The sequence below is a fragment of the Noviherbaspirillum sp. genome, from assembly GCF_035254865.1.
Lineage (GTDB): Bacteria > Pseudomonadota > Gammaproteobacteria > Burkholderiales > Burkholderiaceae_D > Noviherbaspirillum.
Genome location: NZ_DATFAF010000089.1, coordinates 13017 through 30860 on the forward strand (window position 1 = coordinate 13017; position 17844 = coordinate 30860).

At 59.4% G+C, this 17844-nt stretch carries 15 protein-coding genes; 13 read left to right on the forward strand and 2 right to left on the reverse strand.

What is annotated here, in order from left to right; translation table 11 throughout:
• Positions 1–255 precede the first annotated feature (255 nt).
• Both queF and ilvA read right to left on the reverse strand, forming a co-directional pair.
• Positions 256–1095, reverse strand: a complete 840-nt coding sequence (queF, locus tag VJ651_RS21890; protein ID WP_324109463.1) for an NADPH-dependent 7-cyano-7-deazaguanine reductase QueF — start codon at positions 1093–1095, stop codon at positions 256–258.
• Positions 1096–1194: 99 nt separating this feature from the next.
• Positions 1195–2718 (reverse strand): threonine ammonia-lyase, biosynthetic, encoded by a 1524-nt coding sequence (ilvA, locus tag VJ651_RS21895; RefSeq protein ID WP_324109464.1) that lies wholly within the window; start codon positions 2716–2718, stop codon positions 1195–1197.
• Positions 2719–2848: 130 nt separating this feature from the next.
• Between ilvA and VJ651_RS21900 the strand changes: the two genes are divergently transcribed.
• From VJ651_RS21900 to aspS, 13 genes are all read left to right on the forward strand, one after another.
• Complete coding sequence (locus VJ651_RS21900; RefSeq protein WP_324109465.1) at positions 2849–3337, forward strand: YqaA family protein; 489 nt, start codon at positions 2849–2851, stop codon at positions 3335–3337.
• A 150-nt stretch (positions 3338–3487) separates the two neighbouring features.
• Complete coding sequence (locus VJ651_RS21905) at positions 3488–7483, forward strand: FAD/FMN-binding oxidoreductase (RefSeq protein WP_324109466.1); 3996 nt, start codon at positions 3488–3490, stop codon at positions 7481–7483.
• 8 nt (positions 7484–7491) lie between these two features.
• Positions 7492–7929 (forward strand): HIT family protein, encoded by a 438-nt coding sequence (locus tag VJ651_RS21910; RefSeq protein ID WP_324109467.1) that lies wholly within the window; start codon positions 7492–7494, stop codon positions 7927–7929.
• A gap of 47 nt (positions 7930–7976) precedes the next feature.
• Positions 7977–8411 carry a DUF971 domain-containing protein gene (locus VJ651_RS21915; RefSeq protein ID WP_324109468.1) on the forward strand — a complete coding sequence of 145 codons (435 nt, stop codon included), beginning with the start codon at positions 7977–7979 and terminating at the stop codon, positions 8409–8411.
• Between the two features lie 119 nt (positions 8412–8530).
• Positions 8531–9265, forward strand: coding sequence for a bifunctional demethylmenaquinone methyltransferase/2-methoxy-6-polyprenyl-1,4-benzoquinol methylase UbiE (gene ubiE / locus VJ651_RS21920; protein ID WP_324109469.1), 735 nt, complete (start codon positions 8531–8533; stop codon positions 9263–9265).
• Positions 9266–9315: 50 nt separating this feature from the next.
• On the forward strand, positions 9316–10221 hold the full coding sequence (locus VJ651_RS21925) for a Tim44 domain-containing protein (RefSeq protein WP_324109470.1): 906 nt from the start codon (positions 9316–9318) through the stop codon (positions 10219–10221).
• Positions 10222–10300: 79 nt separating this feature from the next.
• On the forward strand, positions 10301–10876 hold the full coding sequence (locus VJ651_RS21930) for a ubiquinone biosynthesis accessory factor UbiJ (RefSeq protein WP_324109471.1): 576 nt from the start codon (positions 10301–10303) through the stop codon (positions 10874–10876).
• Positions 10877–12454: a ubiquinone biosynthesis regulatory protein kinase UbiB gene (gene ubiB, locus VJ651_RS21935; protein WP_292937492.1), complete on the forward strand. Its 1578-nt coding sequence runs from the start codon at positions 10877–10879 to the stop codon at positions 12452–12454.
• A gap of 3 nt (positions 12455–12457) precedes the next feature.
• The gene (locus VJ651_RS21940) at positions 12458–13060 is read left to right on the forward strand and encodes a methyltransferase (protein ID WP_324109472.1); all 603 of its coding nucleotides are present in this window, start codon (positions 12458–12460) and stop codon (positions 13058–13060) included.
• Between the two features lie 172 nt (positions 13061–13232).
• Positions 13233–14696 carry a sodium:solute symporter family protein gene (locus tag VJ651_RS21945; protein WP_324109473.1) on the forward strand — a complete coding sequence of 488 codons (1464 nt, stop codon included), beginning with the start codon at positions 13233–13235 and terminating at the stop codon, positions 14694–14696.
• Positions 14697–14894: 198 nt separating this feature from the next.
• A complete protein-coding gene (locus VJ651_RS21950) occupies positions 14895–15188 on the forward strand; it encodes an FmdB family zinc ribbon protein (RefSeq protein ID WP_324109474.1) in 294 nt (97 codons plus the stop codon).
• Between the two features lie 52 nt (positions 15189–15240).
• A complete protein-coding gene (locus tag VJ651_RS21955) occupies positions 15241–15876 on the forward strand; it encodes a DUF502 domain-containing protein (RefSeq protein ID WP_324109605.1) in 636 nt (211 codons plus the stop codon).
• A gap of 87 nt (positions 15877–15963) precedes the next feature.
• On the forward strand, positions 15964–17769 hold the full coding sequence (aspS, locus tag VJ651_RS21960; RefSeq protein ID WP_324109475.1) for an aspartate--tRNA ligase: 1806 nt from the start codon (positions 15964–15966) through the stop codon (positions 17767–17769).
• The last annotated feature ends 75 nt before the right edge of the window (positions 17770–17844 follow it).

Consider the following 17844-nt stretch of genomic DNA (forward strand, 5'->3'; position numbering starts at 1 on the left):
ACCGAATGTGGAATGAGAAAGCATATGGCGGGTTCGGGAAACGACGTTGATTGTAAGCAGGGAACCGACAGGAAAGATTTAATAATGGCTTAGTGTGATGCAAGTGCCAATGAACTCCCAAATCGTGAACCGCGTGCCGGTATGCCTCGGACTGCATGCCGGATAAAAGGTTTCTCATGGGAATCGACTTTTACGCCGCGAACATGACAATATCCTGACAAAATCAAATAAATAACGCCAGTCCGATAGTGCCGTCTACTGCCGCGCGTTGCGCAGATTGGATGGCCGCTGGCCGGTCGTGAAATTGCTCCGCCACGGATTGATGTCGAGGCCGCCGCGTCGAGTGTACCGTGCGTAGACCGCGAGTTTCTGCGGACGGCATTGGCGCAGGATATCCATGAATATGCGCTCCACGCATTGTTCATGAAATTCATTATGATTTCGGAAACCGATCAGATACTGCAATAGACCCTCCTGATCAATCTGTGCACCGACGTAGCGGATTTGCACGCTGCCCCAGTCCGGTTGTCCGGTGACCAGGCAGTTCGATTTCAAGAGATGCGACACCAGCGTTTCCTCGACCATCGCCTCCGCATGATTCGCCTTCAACAGTGCGGGATTGGGCGTGTACTCGGTGACTTCGATATCGAGGCGATCGAGCAGCAAACCTTCGAGTTCGCCCATTTGCAGCGTCGCAAACGCATCCGGCATGGTGAGCTTGACTTGAACCGGTGCGCCGAATCCGTTCGTCAAGTCGGTACGCAGCAATTCCATCAGGGCGTCCGGTGATGCCAGTTTCGTTTGATTGAAGGAATTGAGGTAGAGCTTGAAGGATTTCGACTCGATGATATTGGGCGAGTCCGCAGGCACGGTGAAGGTCGCGATGGCGACTTGCGGTTTGCCGCGCAGGTTCAGCCACGACAATTCATACGCATTCCAGATATCGACACCGAAAAATGGCAAGGTGCCGGCAATGCCGATCTCTTCGCGCTTCTGCTGGCGTGAAATCGGGAACAGCAATGCGGGCGCGTATTCGGCCTGATAGCTGGTCGGTTTGCCGAGCGGTGACGCTTCCGGCGCGTTGGAGTCGGACATGAGCGGGAATGACGATGACTGCAGTTTCGAACGTGCCCGCAGGCGACGCCCACATGATTTTGACCGCAGACGAATTGAACGGTTCGCCTGCGTCCGTTCTTACAAGAAAAGCTTGTACGCCGGGTTTTCGGTCTCGTCCCAATTGCGATAGCCAAGTGTCGAGAGGAAGGCGCGGAAATCCTTCATTTCCTTCTTGGGCACCTGCAGCCCGACCAGGATGCGGCCCACGTCGCCGCCCTGATTGCGGTAATGGAACAAGCTGATATTCCAGTTCGGCGCCATGCTGTCGAGGAAGCGCATCAGCGCACCCGGGCGTTCCGGGAATTCGAAGCGGTACAGCAATTCGTCCTGCGCAAGTCCGCTCTTGCCGCCGACCAGATGGCGAATGTGCAGTTTGGCCAATTCGTCATGCGTGAGGTCGAGGGTCTTGAAGCCGTGCTTTTCGAAGTTCTTGGTGATCCTGCCGGACTCGTCGCGGTTCGGAATCTGGATGCCGACGAACACATGGGCGACCTTTTCATCGCTGATGCGATAGTTGAATTCCGTCACGTTGCGCGGTCCGACGAGCTGGCAGAATCGTTTGAAACTGCCGCGCTCTTCCGGGATCGTCACGGCAAAAACGGCCTCGCGCGATTCGCCGACTTCCGCCATCTCGGCGACGAAGCGCAGGCGGTCGAAGTTCATGTTGGCGCCGCTGGTCACCGTGACGAGGGTTTCGTTCGTGATCGGTTTCTTGTCCGCCTTCGCGCGTTCGATATAGGCCTTGGCGCCGGCTACAGCCAGCGCGCCGGCCGGTTCCAGGATGCTGCGCGTATCCTGGAAGACGTCCTTGATCGCGGCGCAGACCTCATCGGTATCGACCAGGATCACCTCGTCGACATACTGTTTCGCAAGGCGGAAGGTTTCCTCGCCGACCAACTTGACCGCCGTGCCGTCGGAAAACAGGCCGACATCATTCAGCGTCACGCGCCGGCCCGCCTTCAGGCTGCGTGCCATGGCATCCGAATCGGTGGTTTGCACGCCGATTACCTTGATATCCGGGCGCACGGCCTTGATGTAAGCGCCTACGCCGGCGATCAAGCCGCCGCCGCCGATCGCACAGAAGACGGCATGAATCGGTTCCGAACGCTGCCGCAGGATTTCCATGCCTACCGTGCCCTGGCCGGCGATGACGTCCGGGTCGTCGAAGGGATGGACGAAGGTGAGCTTGTGCTTCTTTTCCAGCGTCAGCGCATGGTTATAGGCGTCGGAGTAGGAATCGCCGAACAGTACCGCCTCGCCGCCACGTGCCTTGACTGCTTCAACCTTGACCGGGGGCGTCGTTGTCGGCATCACGATCATGGCGCGGCAACCCAGCCTCGACGCCGACAGCGCAACGCCTTGCGCATGATTGCCCGCCGAGGCGCAGATAACGCCGCGCTTCAGTTGTGTCGGAGTCAGGTGCGCCATCTTGTTGTAGGCGCCGCGCAGCTTGAAGCTGAACACGCTCTGGATGTCTTCGCGCTTGAGGTAAATCTGGTTGCCCATGCGCTCCGAGAGAGTGGGCGCAAGCTCCAGCGGTGTTTCAACGGCGACGTCATAGACGCGGGCGGTCAGGATTTTCTGTAGATAGTTGGTAGTCATATGCTTCGGATCGTCGGCGTGCGTTCCCCAATGCGGCACGCAAGCCGACCATTATAATGGACGGCCCTGACATTGCCGCCATGTCACTCCCTGTCCATGACGCCGCACGCGGTGCGGCCATCCTTGTCCAATGATCGAATCCGCCATTCGCTGGCTGCTGAATATTCTGGCAATACCCGACGTCGGCCTGACGTCGCTTTTCTTTATCAGCACGTTGTCGGCGACTTTGCTGCCGCTCGGGTCGGAGCCGGCCGTGTTCGCCGTGGTGAAAGCCAATGGCGCCTTGTTCTGGCCGGCGATGGCGGTCGCCACCGCAGGAAACACGCTCGGTGGCGTGATTGACTACTGGATGGGTTACGGCGCCAAGCAGGCATTCGCCAAGGAGCGCGAAAGCCGCTGGTTCGGCTGGCTGCAGCGCTATGGTGCGAAAACCATGCTGCTTGCCTGGTTGCCCGGCATCGGGGATCCGATCTGCACATTGGCCGGCTGGCTGAAGTTGTCGTTCTGGCCATGCGTGTTTTATATGGCCATCGGCAAGTTCCTGCGTTATGTCACGATGACCGCCATGCTCCTGTATGTCCCGAACGGATTCTGGCGGCAGTTGGTGAGCTGGTTATAGGTCTGTTGTAATTTCAATACTGTTATTGCTCTGACCAGCGGCGATTTCGCCATGTTTCGGCGATTTGGCCGTAAGGACCATAAGGCTGTTCAGCCTGGTGCATTGCAATAAGCTAAAATGCGCCTTTAAGGGTTAGTCCGACTATTTTTGATGAACGCCCCAGCACAAATCCAAGCTTTGCTTTCCGACGCGCCCAGCGGTGCCGCTCCGACCCGCCTGCGCGAAATTCCCTACAATTACACCTCGTTTTCCGATCGCGAGATCGTGATCCGCCTGTTGGGCGAAGAATCGTGGCGCATCCTCGACGAACTGCGCAGCGAGCGGCAGACCGGCCGTTCCGCACGCATGCTGTACGAGGTTCTCGGCGACATCTGGGTGGTGCGGCGCAATCCGTATCTCCAGGACGACATGCTCGACAATCCGAAGCGTCGCCAGGCGCTGATCGACGCGCTCAATCATCGTTTGACCGAAGTCGAGAAGCGCCGCCTGACTACCGACCTGGCCGAAGCCGGCGATGCGCAGGCCAAACGCCGCAGCGTCAATGTCGAAATCCTGCTGAAGGCGGCGCGCAAGGCAGTTGCCGATTTCGGTGAGGAATTCCGTCAGACCTGGGATCTGCGCAAGCGCGCCACCAAGGTGCTTGGCCGTTTTACTGCCAAGGACAACATCAAGTTCGACGGCCTGTCGCGTGTATCGCATGTGACCGACGCCACCGACTGGCGCGTCGAATATCCGTTCGTCGTTCTGACGCCGGACACCGAAGACGAGATGGCCGGCCTGGTGAAAGCCTGCATCGAGCTCGGTCTGACCATCATTCCGCGCGGCGGCGGTACCGGTTATACCGGCGGTGCCGTGCCGCTGACGCCGCTGTCGGCAGTGATCAATACGGAAAAACTGGAGCAGCTCGGCGCGGTCGAGATGACCATGCTGCCGGGCGTCGACAAGCCCTACGCGACGATTTATTCCGGCGCCGGCGTCGTCACCAAACGGGTGTCGGATGCCGCGGAAAAAGCCGGCTTCGTGTTTGCGGTCGATCCGACTTCCGCGGAAGCTTCCTGCGTTGGCGGTAATGTCGCGATGAACGCGGGCGGCAAGAAGGCCGTTCTGTGGGGCACTGCGCTGGATAACCTAGCGAGCTGGCGCATGGTCGACCCGAACGGCGACTGGCTGGAGGTCACTCGCCTGGAGCACAATCTCGGCAAGATTCACGATGCACCGGTCGCGAAGTTCAAGCTGGAGTGGACGCATCCGAGCGAAAAAGGCAAGAACGCCAAGCCGTTCAAGACCGAATTCCTCGAAATCGAAGGCCGCCGCTTCCGCAAGGAAGGCCTGGGCAAGGACGTCACCGACAAGTTCCTCGCCGGTCTGCCGGGCGTGCAGAAGGAAGGTTGCGACGGCCTGATCACGTCCGCGCGCTGGATCCTGCACAAAATGCCGAAGTTTGCGCGCACCGTTTGCCTCGAATTCTTCGGCCAGGCGCGCGACGCGATTCCGTCCATCGTGGAGATCAAGGATTACCTCGACGCCGAGGCGAAGAAGGGCGGCGCGATCCTGGCCGGCCTGGAGCATCTCGACGAGCGCTATCTGCGTGCAGTCGGCTACTCCACCAAGTCCAAGCGCGGCGTACTGCCGAAAATGGCGCTGTTCGGCGACATCGTCGGCGACGATGAAGATGCCGTCGCGCGCGCCGCATCGGAAGTGATCCGCATGGCCAATACGCGTGTCGGCGAAGGTTTCGTCGCCGTCAGCCCGGAGACGCGCAAGAAATTCTGGCTGGACCGCGCGCGCACGGCGGCGATCGCGAAACATACCAATGCGTTCAAGATCAACGAAGACGTCGTGATTCCCCTGAACCGCATGGGCGAGTACACCGACGGCATCGAACGCATCAACATCGAGCTGTCGATCAAGAACAAGCTGCAGCTACTGGATGAATTACGCGCCTTCTTCAAGGCTGGCCATCTGCCGCTCGGCAAGAGCGAGGATGCGGATGCCAAGGACATTCCGCCCGAAGAACTGCTTGGCGATCGCGTTGGGCAAGCGCTGGATCTGATCGATGCGACACACGCGCGCTGGACATATCTCCTGACGCAGCTCGACAAGGCGCTGCACGACGCACGCGATGAGTTGGCCTCGCTCGAAATATCGACGACCTGGCTCGATGAACGTTTGGCACGCCAGGCCGACGCGAATGTGTTCCATGTGGTGCAGGACCGCACGGTGCGCGTCTCGTGGAAGGCAGAGGTGCGCGCGCAACTGCGCCAGATCTTCAATGGCGGCGCGTTCAAGCTGATCCTCGACGAATGCAGCGCCATCCACAAGCGTGTACTGCGCGGACGCGTGTTCGTGGCCTTGCACATGCATGCCGGCGACGGCAATGTGCATACCAACATTCCGGTCAACTCCGACGACTACCAGATGCTGAAGGATGCGCATGCCGCGGTTGCGCGCATCATGGTGCTGGCGCGCTCGCTCGACGGCGTGATTTCCGGCGAACACGGCATCGGCATCACCAAGCTGGAGTTCCTGACGGAAGACGAAATCCAGGATTTCCGCGACTACAAGCTGCGCGTCGATCCCGAGGGACGTTTCAACAAGGGCAAGCTGCTGAACCTGCCTGACATGCACGCGGATTTGCGCAATGCCTACACGCCGTCGTTCGGCCTGATGGGGCACGAGTCGCTGATCATGCAGCAGAGCGACATCGGCGCCATTGCCAACAGCGTCAAGGACTGCCTGCGCTGTGGCAAGTGCAAACCGGTTTGCGCCACGCACGTGCCGCGCGCCAACCTGCTTTATTCGCCGCGCAACAAGATTCTCGCGACATCGCTGCTGGTTGAAGCCTTCCTGTATGAAGAGCAGACCCGTCGTGGCGTATCCATCAAGCACTGGGAAGAATTCGAGGACGTCGCCGACCACTGCACCGTCTGCCACAAGTGCGTGACGCCATGCCCGGTCGACATCGATTTCGGCGATGTGTCGATGAACATGCGCAACCTCCTGCGCAAGATGGACAAGAAGTCGTTCAATCCCGGCACCGCGGCCGCGATGTTCTTCCTCAATGCCACCGACCCGGCGACGATCAATGCCACGCGCGCTGCAATGACGGGCATCGGTTACAAGGCGCAGCGGTTCGCGAACGACCTGCTCAAGAAGTTTGCCCGCAAGCAGACCAAGGCGCCGCCGGCAACGCATGGCAAGCCGCCGGTCAAGGAGCAGGTAATTCACTTCATCAACAAGAAGATGCCTGGCAACCTGCCGAAGAAGACTGCGCGTGCGCTGCTCGACATCGAAGACGACAAGGTCGTGCCGATCATCCGCGATCCGAAGAAGACCACGGCTGACACCGAAGCCGTGTTCTATTTCCCGGGCTGCGGTTCCGAGCGCCTGTTCTCGCAAGTCGGCCTGGCCACGCAGGCGATGCTGTGGCATGTCGGCGTGCAGACCGTGCTGCCGCCGGGCTACTTGTGCTGCGGCTACCCGCAGCGCGGGAACGGCCAGTACGATAAAGCAGAAAAGATGGTGACGGACAATCGCGTGCTGTTCCACCGCATGGCCAACACGCTGAACTACCTCGACATCAAGACGGTCGTAGTTTCATGCGGCACCTGCTACGACCAGTTGCAGAGCTATGAATTCGAGAAGATTTTCCCGGGTTGCCGGATCATCGACATCCATGAATATTTGCTCGAGAAAGGCGTGAAACTGGAAGGCGTGACCGGCACGCGCTACATGTACCACGAACCCTGCCACAACCCGATGAAGCAGCAGGACTCGCTGAAAACGGTGAATGCGCTGATCACGACCGCTGACGGCCAGAAAGTGGAAAAGAACGAGCGTTGCTGCGGCGAGTCCGGCACGCTGGGCGTCAGCCGTCCGGACATTTCGACGCAGGTTCGCTTCCGCAAGGAAGAGGAAATGCGCAAGGGCGCGGACAAGCTGCGTGCCGACGGATTCAGCGGCGATGTGAAGATCCTGACTTCCTGCCCGTCCTGCCTGCAAGGCTTGTTGCGTTATAACGAAGATGCCGACACCACCGCCGATTACATCGTGATCGAAATGGCCAAGTATCTGCTTGGCGAAAACTGGATGCCCGACTATGTCGCACTTGCCAACAACGGCGGCATCGAGCGCGTGCTGGTCTGAGGAAAACCGTGAAAGAGACGCCCTGCGAATTGTGCATTCAGCCCGGTGGCGACGTCGTCTACCGGGATGACAACTACCGGATAGTGATCGTCGATGACGAACGCTATCCCGGCTTTTGTCGCGTGATCTGGAATGCGCACGCCAGGGAGATGACCGATCTCTCCACGGCCGAGCGCGCCATCCTGATTGCCGCCGTGTGGCAGGTCGAGGAAGCCGTGCGTGAAGTCATGCAACCGCACAAGATCAACGTCGCCAGTCTCGGCAATGTCGTGCCGCACCTGCATTGGCATATCATTCCGCGCTACGAAGACGATGCCCATTTCCCCAATCCGATCTGGGGCGAAGTCAAGCGCACGCCCGATTCGACCGATCTGGCCAAGCGCAGGGCGATGGTGCCGAGATTGCGCGAGGCGATTCTCGATCGCTTTGATAACTCCCTTCTTTGACAAACCAGTTACCACTGGAAAAAAGAATTACTGAGACCTGCACATTTATGGCTGATACAAAGACCGCCGGAACGACGCCGACCGCCATCACCGTCCACAAGCAATCGCGTGCGCTGGAGCTGGCGTTCGAGTCGGGCGAGGTATATTCCCTGCCTTTCGAATTCCTGCGCGTGAATTCGCCTTCCGCCGAAGTGCGCGGACATGGCGCAGGACAAGAGATCTTGCAGACCGGCAAGCGTGACGTGCTCATGACGGCTATCGATCCGGTCGGCAATTACGCTGTGCAATTGCATTTTTCGGACGGCCATAACACCGGGATCTATACTTGGGATTACCTGCATTGGCTCGGGGCCAACCAGGCGCAGCTGTGGGAAGACTATCTGAAGCGCCTGGAGGCGGCGGGATTCACCCGCGAGAGCGGACGCGATGCGCCGATGCAGTCGGCCCAGAGCGCGGGCGGCAGTTGCGGGCACAAGCACTGATTCTTTGAATTTGACGCCAGGCAAGATATTCAGGCCCGCACGAGCTGCCGGATGGAACGCTTGGCAATACCGTCTGTCTGCACTTGTATAATGCCGGCTGGATTAACAGGCTCCTACCCATGACCAATACGACCCATTTCGGTTATCAAACCATTCCCGAAGAAGAAAAGGTTCAGAAAGTCGCTGAAGTCTTTCATTCCGTTGCCAGCAAGTACGACGTGATGAACGATCTGATGTCCGGCGGACTGCACCGCATCTGGAAGGTATTCACCATTGCGCAGGCGGGCGTGCGGCCCGGGTTCAAGGTGCTCGACATCGCCGGTGGCACAGGCGATCTGGCCAAGGCCTTTGCCAGGCGGGCCGGGCCGACGGGCGAGGTGTGGTTGACCGACATTAATGAATCGATGCTGCGCGTCGGCCGCGACCGGCTATTGAACAAGGGACTCGCAACCCCCACCTTGCTATGTGATGCGGAAAAACTGCCGTTCCCGAGCAATTATTTCGACCGTGTCAGCGTGGCATTCGGTCTGCGCAACATGACGCACAAGGATGCCGCACTGGCGGAAATGCAGCGTGTGCTGAAACCCGGGGGAAAGTTGCTCGTTCTGGAATTTTCCAAAGTGTGGGAACCGTTGCAGAAGCCATACGACGTATATTCGTTCTCGGTTCTGCCATGGCTGGGCAAGCGCATCGCCAACGATTCCGAGAGCTATCGTTACCTGGCCGAGTCGATCCGCATGCATCCCGATCAGGAAACCCTGAAAAAGATGCTGCAGGACGCGGGGCTGGAACGCGTCGAGTACTTCAACCTGACTGCGGGTGTTGCCGCGCTGCACACCGGCATCAAGCTGTAGCAGCCGTAGCGAACCGATTTCCGGTTTCGCGCGGCTACAAGGAGAGTTTCATGAAAAAATTCCTGATCGCCCTGGTGGTTATCCTGGGTGCGATGGCCGTCGTCGCTTCCGATGCGGAAGCGCGTCGGCTTGGCGGCGGCGGATCGTTCGGCCGGCAAGCGCCGAGCTACAGCCGTCAGGCGCCGTCACAATCTCCTGGTCAGTTCTCCAATTCCAATCAGGCGAAACCCTCGTCACCCGCCTCGGCGCCGCAAAACGGTATTCCCCCAAGGCCTGCCAGTCCGTGGCGCAACATGCTCGGCGGCGCATTGCTTGGCCTGGGTCTGGGCGCGTTGCTGTCGCACTTCGGCCTGGGCGGCGTCATGGCCAGCATGATCGGCACGATACTCATGTTTGCCTTGATCGCGGTTGGGGTAGTGTTCGTCATGCGCCTGTTCCGGAACAAGAGTGGACATGATGTGCAACCGGCCTACGCCGGCGGCTATTCGGGGCCGCGCACGCCGGAGATCGGTTCTCGCCTCGAGCCGCAGATACAACCCGCGGCATTCCAGGCCGAGCCGGTCAGCAGCAATGTGTCCAGCCTGCCCTCGGATTTCGATGCGCCGGCCTTTCTGCGCCATGCCAAGACCTATTTCATCCGCCTGCAAGCTGCCTGGGACAAGGCGGATATCAATGACATCCGTGAATTCACGACGCCGGAAATGTTTGCCGAGCTCCGCCTGCAACTGCAGGAGCGCGGCGCATCGCCCAACCATACCGATGTCGTGTCGCTGGAGGCCGAACTGCTGGGCATGGAAAGAACCGGCGATGAGTACATGGCCAGCGTGAAATTCTCGGGAATGATAAAAGAAGCCGACAACGCGCCGGCCGAACCTTTCGCCGAAATCTGGAATCTGACGAAACCGGTATCCGGGCAGGGCGGCTGGGTGATGGCCGGGATTCAACAATTATCTTGAGCCGACCGAAATACCGATCGGCAAACTGGTAAACTTGAGGCCGCCCGTGAATAGTCACGGGCGGTTTTGTTTTGTCACCATGATCTCTTCCACCACTTCCGCTGCAATCAACCACCTGCTAGTCCGGGAAACCTGGGCGCGCGACAAGCTCGTCAAGCATGCAGGCAAAGTCGCCTTCTTCGATGCCGGCCTCTCCGGCATCCGACTCAAGGTGACGGCGGATGGCATGGTTCAGGCTGCTGGCGCGGAGGACGCGGTGAACGTCACGATCCGCGTAAAGCTGTCCGATCTGCCGCTGATCCTGCAGCATCGGGATCATGCGTTTTCCTATGTACAGATCGAAGGCGACGCCGATTTTGCCAATACCATCTCCCAGCTTTCAGAATCGTTGCGCTGGGAAGCGGAGGAGGACCTGAGCCGGCTGATCGGCGACGCGGCTGCCGTGCGAGTCGCGGGCGGCGTGCGCGCGGCAGTCGACACGGCCATATCAACGCAGAAAAAATTGGCGGAGAACGTGGCCGAATATTTCCTGGACGAGAAGCCGCTGCTGGTACGGCCGCGAATGGTCGACGATTTCGCCAGCGAGGTCGCCAGACTGCGTGACGATGTCGAGCGCCTGAGCAAGCGTATCGAGAGACTGAAGGGAAGCCGCTAAATGCTGTTCAAATTTCTGCGGCTTTTCAAGATCTTCCGGGTCGTCATCAAATACGGCCTGGATGAAATCGCGATGTCGGAGCTGGCGAATCCCCGTCTGGCCAAGCTCATCGGCGCGATGAACTTCTGGCGCGATATCACGACGCCGCGCGGCGTGCGTCTGCGCCAGGCACTGGAAGACCTCGGTCCCATCTTTGTGAAGTTCGGTCAGGTGCTGTCGACCCGGCGCGACCTGATGCCCGCGGATATTGCCGACGAACTGGCGAAACTGCAGGATCGTGTTCCGCCATTCGACTCCGATCTGGCGATCGCCCAGATCAAGAAATCGCTCGGCGCGCATCCGGATTACCTGTTTGCCGAGTTCGAGCGTAAGCCCGTTGCATCGGCCTCCATCGCACAGGTCCATTTTGCCAAACTCAAGGACGGCAAGGAAGTCGCGGTGAAGGTTTTGCGACCGGGCATGAAGAAGTCGATCGAGAAGGATCTTGCCCTGATGCGGATCGCCGCCGATTGGGTTGAAAAACTGTGGGCGGACGGCCGTCGCCTGAAACCGCGCGAAGTGGTCGCCGAATTCGACAAGTACCTGCACGACGAACTCGACCTGATGCGCGAGGCGGCCAACGCAAGCCAGTTGCGTCGCAATTTCCAGCAGTCGCAATTGCTGATCGTGCCGGAAATGTACTGGGATTACTGCTCCACGTCCGTGATCGTGATGGAGCGCATGCGTGGCATTCCGATTTCGCGCATCGACCGCCTGATCGCGGAAGGTGTCGATATGAAGAAGCTGTCGCGCGACGGCGTGGAAATCTTTTTCACGCAGGTTTTCCGCGACGGCTTTTTTCATGCGGACATGCACCCCGGGAACATCCTGGTGTCAATCGAGCCGGCCACATTTGGCCGCTACATCGCGCTCGACTTCGGCATCGTCGGTACGCTGACCGACTATGACAAGGACTACCTGTCGCAGAACTTTCTCGCGTTTTTCCGTCGCGACTACAAGCGTGTCGCCGAGGCGCATATCGAATCCGGCTGGGCGCCGAAGGACACGCGCGTCGATGAGCTGGAGTCGGCGGTGCGCGCCTGCTGCGAGCCGATCTTCGACCGGCCCCTGCGCGATATCTCCTTCGGCACGGTGCTGCTGAGATTGTTCCAGACCTCGCGCCGCTTCAATGTCGAAGTGCAGCCGCAATTGGTGCTGCTCCAGAAGACCCTGCTCAATATCGAAGGACTGGGCCGGCAACTCGACCCCGACCTCGATCTGTGGAAGACCGCGAAGCCCTACCTGGAACGCTGGATGCAGGAGCAGATCGGCTGGCGCGGTCTGGTTTCCCGCTTCAAGGAAGAACTCCCGCACTACAACAAGATGATTCCGGAGCTGCCGCGCCTGATCCACCAGGTGTTGAGCGCGAGAGCGGAAAACCCGTCGCGACAAAACGACGAGCTGCTCATGCAATTGCTTGCCGAGCAAAGACGCACCAATTTGCTGCTCGGTCTTGGTGTGTACTTCGGTGGCGGCTTGCTGATCGGGATTGCGGTCGCCCAAGTGCTGATTCGCTTCTATCAATTCCATTGGTGGTAAATCGTGCCTACCTTTGCAAGCCGGGATCCTTCCGCGCCCGAGTTCTGGTCGGAGCGCTTTGAACAGGAGTTCACGCCGTGGGATCGTGGCGATGTTCCCGCGGCCTTTCGGCAATTTGTCGCGCAATCGCCTCGCCCATACGCCACGTTGATTCCCGGATGCGGAACCGGTTATGAAGTGGCATGCCTGTCCGAAGCGGGATGGGACGTCACGGCGATCGATTTTTCCGCAGCGGCGGTGGAGGCGGCGCGCAAGATGCTGGGCCGCTGGGCGGACCGGGTGGTGCAGGCCGATTTTTTCGCGTTTGCGCCTTGTCATCCTGTTGAGCTCATCTACGAGCGCGCTTTCTTCTGTGCGCTGCCGCACCGGATGCGGCAGGCGGTCGTGAACCGCTGGGCCGAGCTTCTTCCGCCGGGCGGCCTGCTGGCCGGATTCTTTTTCTTTGACGATACGCCGAAAGGCCCCCCATTCGGGATTGCTCCCGCCGAATTGGACAGCTTGCTGGCTCCTTTCTTCGAACGCATCGCCGACGAGGCGGTGGCAGACTCGCTGCCTGTTTTTGCAGGAAAAGAGCGCTGGCAGGTATGGCGCCGCCGCGAGCGCTGATCGCGCCAAAAAAGCACGCCTTTTTCGTTTTCGGGAATCATGTCGATGGATTTCTGAAGCTATAATCCCGAAAAATTTGACAAGGGCGCGTACCGAGGCCCTTCGCATTCAGCAAATTGCGGCAGCCGGTCTCCATTGAACAGACCGGATTTTTCGTGCGGAGCGAATACACATGAACTACACGTTGATTTCCTTTGTCGTCCTGTATTTGCTGGGAACCCTTGCGCTGGGCGTATGGGCGGGCACGCGCATCAAGAGCACGAATGATTTCGCCATCGCCGGCCGCAGCCTGCCGCTGATCATGGTGGTGACGACGACGTTCGCGACCTGGTTCGGTGCCGAAACGGTCATGGGTATCCCGGCCAAATTCGTGCAGGGCGGGCTCAATGCGATTGTCGAGGATCCTTTCGGTGCCGGCACCTGCCTGATCCTGGTCGGTTTGTTCTTCGCGGCCCGGCTTTACAAGCTGAATTTGCTGACCATTGGCGACTTCTACCGCCAGCGCTACGGCAAGGGCATCGAGGTGTTCTGTTCCGTGGCGATCATCCTGAGCTACCTGGGCTGGGTGGCCGCTCAGATTACCGCGCTTGGGCTGGTGTTCTCGGTGTTGACGAATGGCGCCATGTCGGAAACGGCCGGCATGATCGTCGGCACGCTCGCCGTGCTGATCTATGTTGTAATCGGCGGTTTTCTTGCGGTGGCCTGGACCGATTTCATCCAGATGATCGTGCTGGTGATCGGCCTGAGCATCATCGCCTTCTTTTCCGCCGACCTGGCCGGCGGTGCCGGTCAGGTGTTCGCCATGGCTTCGAAGGAAAATCTGTGGAAATTCCTGCCGACGCCCAGCTTCACTGAAATTGCGGCCTTCATTGGCGCCGGCGTGACGATGATGCTCGGCAGTATTCCCCAGCAGGACGTGTTCCAGCGCGTCATGTCGGCCAAGGATGCGCCCACCGCGCGTGCCGGCGCAGTCATTGGCGGCGCGAGCTATATACTGTTTGCCTTTGTGCCGATGTTCATCGTTTCGTGCGCCGTCATCGTGATGGGCGAGAGCGCGGTTGACCTGATGAAGAATGATTATCAGCGCCTGCTGCCCACGTTCGTGCTGACCAAGATGCCGCTCGTGATGCAAATCTTTTTCTTCGGTGCGTTGCTATCCGCCATCAAGAGCACGTCCTCGGCCACCCTGTTGGCGCCTTCCACCAGCTTCGTAGAAAACATCCTCAAGAACCTGCGCCCGAACATGAGTGACCGCCAGCAATTGTTCGCGATGCGGTCGACCATCGTCGTGTTCGCGGTACTGGTGCTGGCGTATGCCATCGCGATGAAAGGCACGCCGATCTACGATCTGGTGTCTGCGGCCTACCAGGTGACGCTGGTCGGGGCCTTTGTGCCGCTGGTGATGGGACTGTACTGGCATAGGGCGACGACCCAGGGCGCTATCGTTTCGCTGGCGGCCGGCATTGGCACCTGGATCCTGTTCTTCCCCCAGTTGACAAGTCTCGGCGAGCAGTTTCCCGGCCAGCTTGCGGGCTTGATCACTGCCTTCGCCGGCATGATCCTGGGCTCGCTCATGCCGCAGGTACTGAAGAATCGCCATGAGCCCAGGCACACGGTCAAGGGCCTGAGCGCTTGAGGCTTGGCGGCGCCAATGCAAGCCGGTCAACCGTCAGCAATCACGAATTATTGCTTCTTTTGCAAGATGAGGCCGTGCGTCGGCGGGACCGGAGCTGACTGTCGCATTCTCGCGTCCGCGCTTGTCGTGCATTCACGCAAAGTCGTCGCAAAAACCTTTATAATTCAGGGTTTTGGATGATTTTTGCGGGGATTTACCATGCCGATTTACGCTTATCGCTGCGAAACATGCGGTTTCACTAAAGACGTACTGCAAAAGATCTCTGACGCGCCCCTGACGGACTGCCCGTCCTGCGCGAAGAGCACCTTCAAGAAACAACTGACGGCGGCCGGCTTTCAACTGAAGGGCACGGGCTGGTATGTGACGGATTTCCGGAACGGCAGCGGCGGTACGTCCGCGCCGGCCACCGGTTCCGCGCCCGACAAGACGGCTGCATCCTCCGATTCGGGCGGCACGTCCTGCGCTTCGTGTCCGGCAGCCTCCGCCTCCTGAAAACAACAATCCCCTTGAGAGGTGGTCGGTCCGCCTCATGTCAAAGACAAACATGCGCAAATATTTCGTCACCGGCCTGCTCGTCCTGGTACCCCTGGCGATCACGCTCTGGGTGCTGAATCTGGTCATCGGCACGATGGATCAGTCGCTGCTGCTGCTGCCGGAGCGTTGGCGGCCGGCAACGCTGATCGGATTCCATATTCCGGGCCTGGGTACGATCCTGACTTTGCTGTTTGTGTTTGCCACGGGTTTGTTGACGCGCAATTTCGTCGGCAAGCAGGTGGTCCATGCTTGGGAATTGCTGTTGACGCGCATCCCGGTGGTCAGTTCGATCTATTCCAGCGTCAAGCAGGTATCGGACACCTTGTTCTCGTCGTCGGGCAACGCGTTCCGCAAGGCGATGCTGGTGCAGTATCCGCGCGAGGGTTCCTGGACCATCGCGTTTCTGACCGGCACGCCCGGCGGTGACGTGAAGAATCACCTGACCGGCGATTACATCAGCGTCTACGTGCCGACCACGCCGAATCCGACCTCCGGCTTCTTCCTCATGATGCCGCGGGCCGATGCGATCGAGCTCGACATGAGCGTCGATGAGGCATTGAAATACATCGTATCGATGGGCGTGGTTTCGCCCGAATATGTGGTCGCCGCATCGAAGAATTTGAAGGCTGTTCCGCCACAAATCTGAACTCGGCATTTTTTTCATCCGGATCCGTGCCTGGTGCTTCAGCGGGCGACGGATCATCAAAAAAGAATCTGAAACTGGAAATCAATCATGTCTATGCGAACTCACTATTGCGGCCTCGTCACTGAGGAGCTTCTCGGCCAAACCGTCAGCCTGTGCGGCTGGGTGCATCGCCGGCGCGACCACGGTGGCGTCATTTTCATCGACTTGCGCGACCGCGAAGGCCTGGTGCAAGTGGTGTGCGATCCGGACCGTGCCGACGTGTTCAAGACCGCGGAAGCGGTACGCAACGAGTTTTGCGTACGCATCACCGGCCTGGTTCGCAATCGCCCGGAAGGCACCACTAATGCCAACCTGAAGTCGGGCAAGATCGAAGTGCTGGCACATGCGCTGGAAGTGCTGAACCCTTCGGTCACGCCGCCGTTCCAGCTCGATGACGACAACCTGTCGGAAACCACGCGTCTGACACATCGCGTGCTCGACCTGCGCCGTCCGCAGATGCAGAACAATCTGCGCTTGCGCTATCGCGTGACGATGGAAGTGCGCAAGTTCCTCGACGCGAACGGCTTCATCGACATCGAAACGCCGATGCTGACCAAGTCGACGCCGGAAGGCGCGCGCGACTACCTGGTGCCATCCCGTGTCAACGCAGGCAATTTCTTCGCGCTGCCGCAGTCGCCGCAGCTGTTCAAGCAGTTGCTGATGGTCGCCAATTTCGACCGCTACTACCAGATCACCAAGTGCTTCCGTGACGAAGACCTGCGCGCCGACCGCCAGCCGGAATTCACGCAGATCGACTGCGAAACCTCGTTCATGAACGAGCAGGAAATCCGCGACCTGTTCGAAGGCATGATCCGCGGCGTGTTCAAGAACGTGCTCGACATCGACCTGCCGAACCCGTTCCCGGTGATGCAGTATTCCGAAGCGATGGGAATGTACGGTTCCGACAAGCCGGACATGCGCGTCAAGCTGCAGTTCACCGACCTGACCGATGTGATGAAGGATGTGGACTTCAAGGTGTTCTCCGGCGCTGCCAACATGGCGGGCGGCCGCGTGGTCGGTCTGCGCGTGCCGGGTGGCGGCGCGATGCCGCGTTCGGAGATCGACGCCTACACGCAATTCGTCGCGATCTACGGCGCCAAGGGTCTGGCCTACATCAAGGTCAATGAAAAAGCGAAGGGCCGCGACGGCCTGCAATCGCCGATCGTCAAGAACCTGCATGATGCCGCGCTGACGGCGATCATCGAACAGACCGGCGCGCAGGATGGCGACCTGATCTTCTTCGGCGCCGACAAGGCCAAGGTCGTCAACGATGCGATTGGCGCATTGCGCGTGAAGATCGGCCACAGCGATTTCGGCAAGAAGAACGGCTTGTTCGAGGAAACCTGGAAGCCGCTGTGGGTGATCGACTTCCCGATGTTCGAATACGACGAGGACGATCAGCGCTATGTGGCCGCGCACCATCCGTTTACTTCGCCGAAGGACGGCCATGAAGACTTCCTGCAGACCGATCCGGGCAAGGCACTGGCCAAGGCTTACGACATGGTGCTGAACGGTTGGGAACTGGGTGGCGGATCGGTGCGTATCCATCGTGCCGATGTGCAGAGCAAGGTGTTCCGCGCGCTCAAGATCGAGGCAGAGGAAGCGCAAGCCAAGTTCGGCTTCCTGCTGGATGCGCTGCAGTATGGCGCTCCGCCGCACGGCGGCCTGGCATTCGGCCTGGATCGCATCGTCACCATGATGACGGGCGCGGAGTCGATTCGCGACGTGATTGCGTTCCCGAAGACGCAGCGCGCGCAATGCCTGTTGACTCAGGCGCCGTCCGAAGTCGACGAGAAGCAGTTGCGCGAATTGCATATCCGTTTGCGCAATGTCGAACCGGCGGCGAAAGCATAACCGCGGTTTTTCGCCATAAAAAAAGCGTGGAGAGATCCGCGCTTTTTTGTTTCGCGCGTAAGGGTTTGTTGTCCA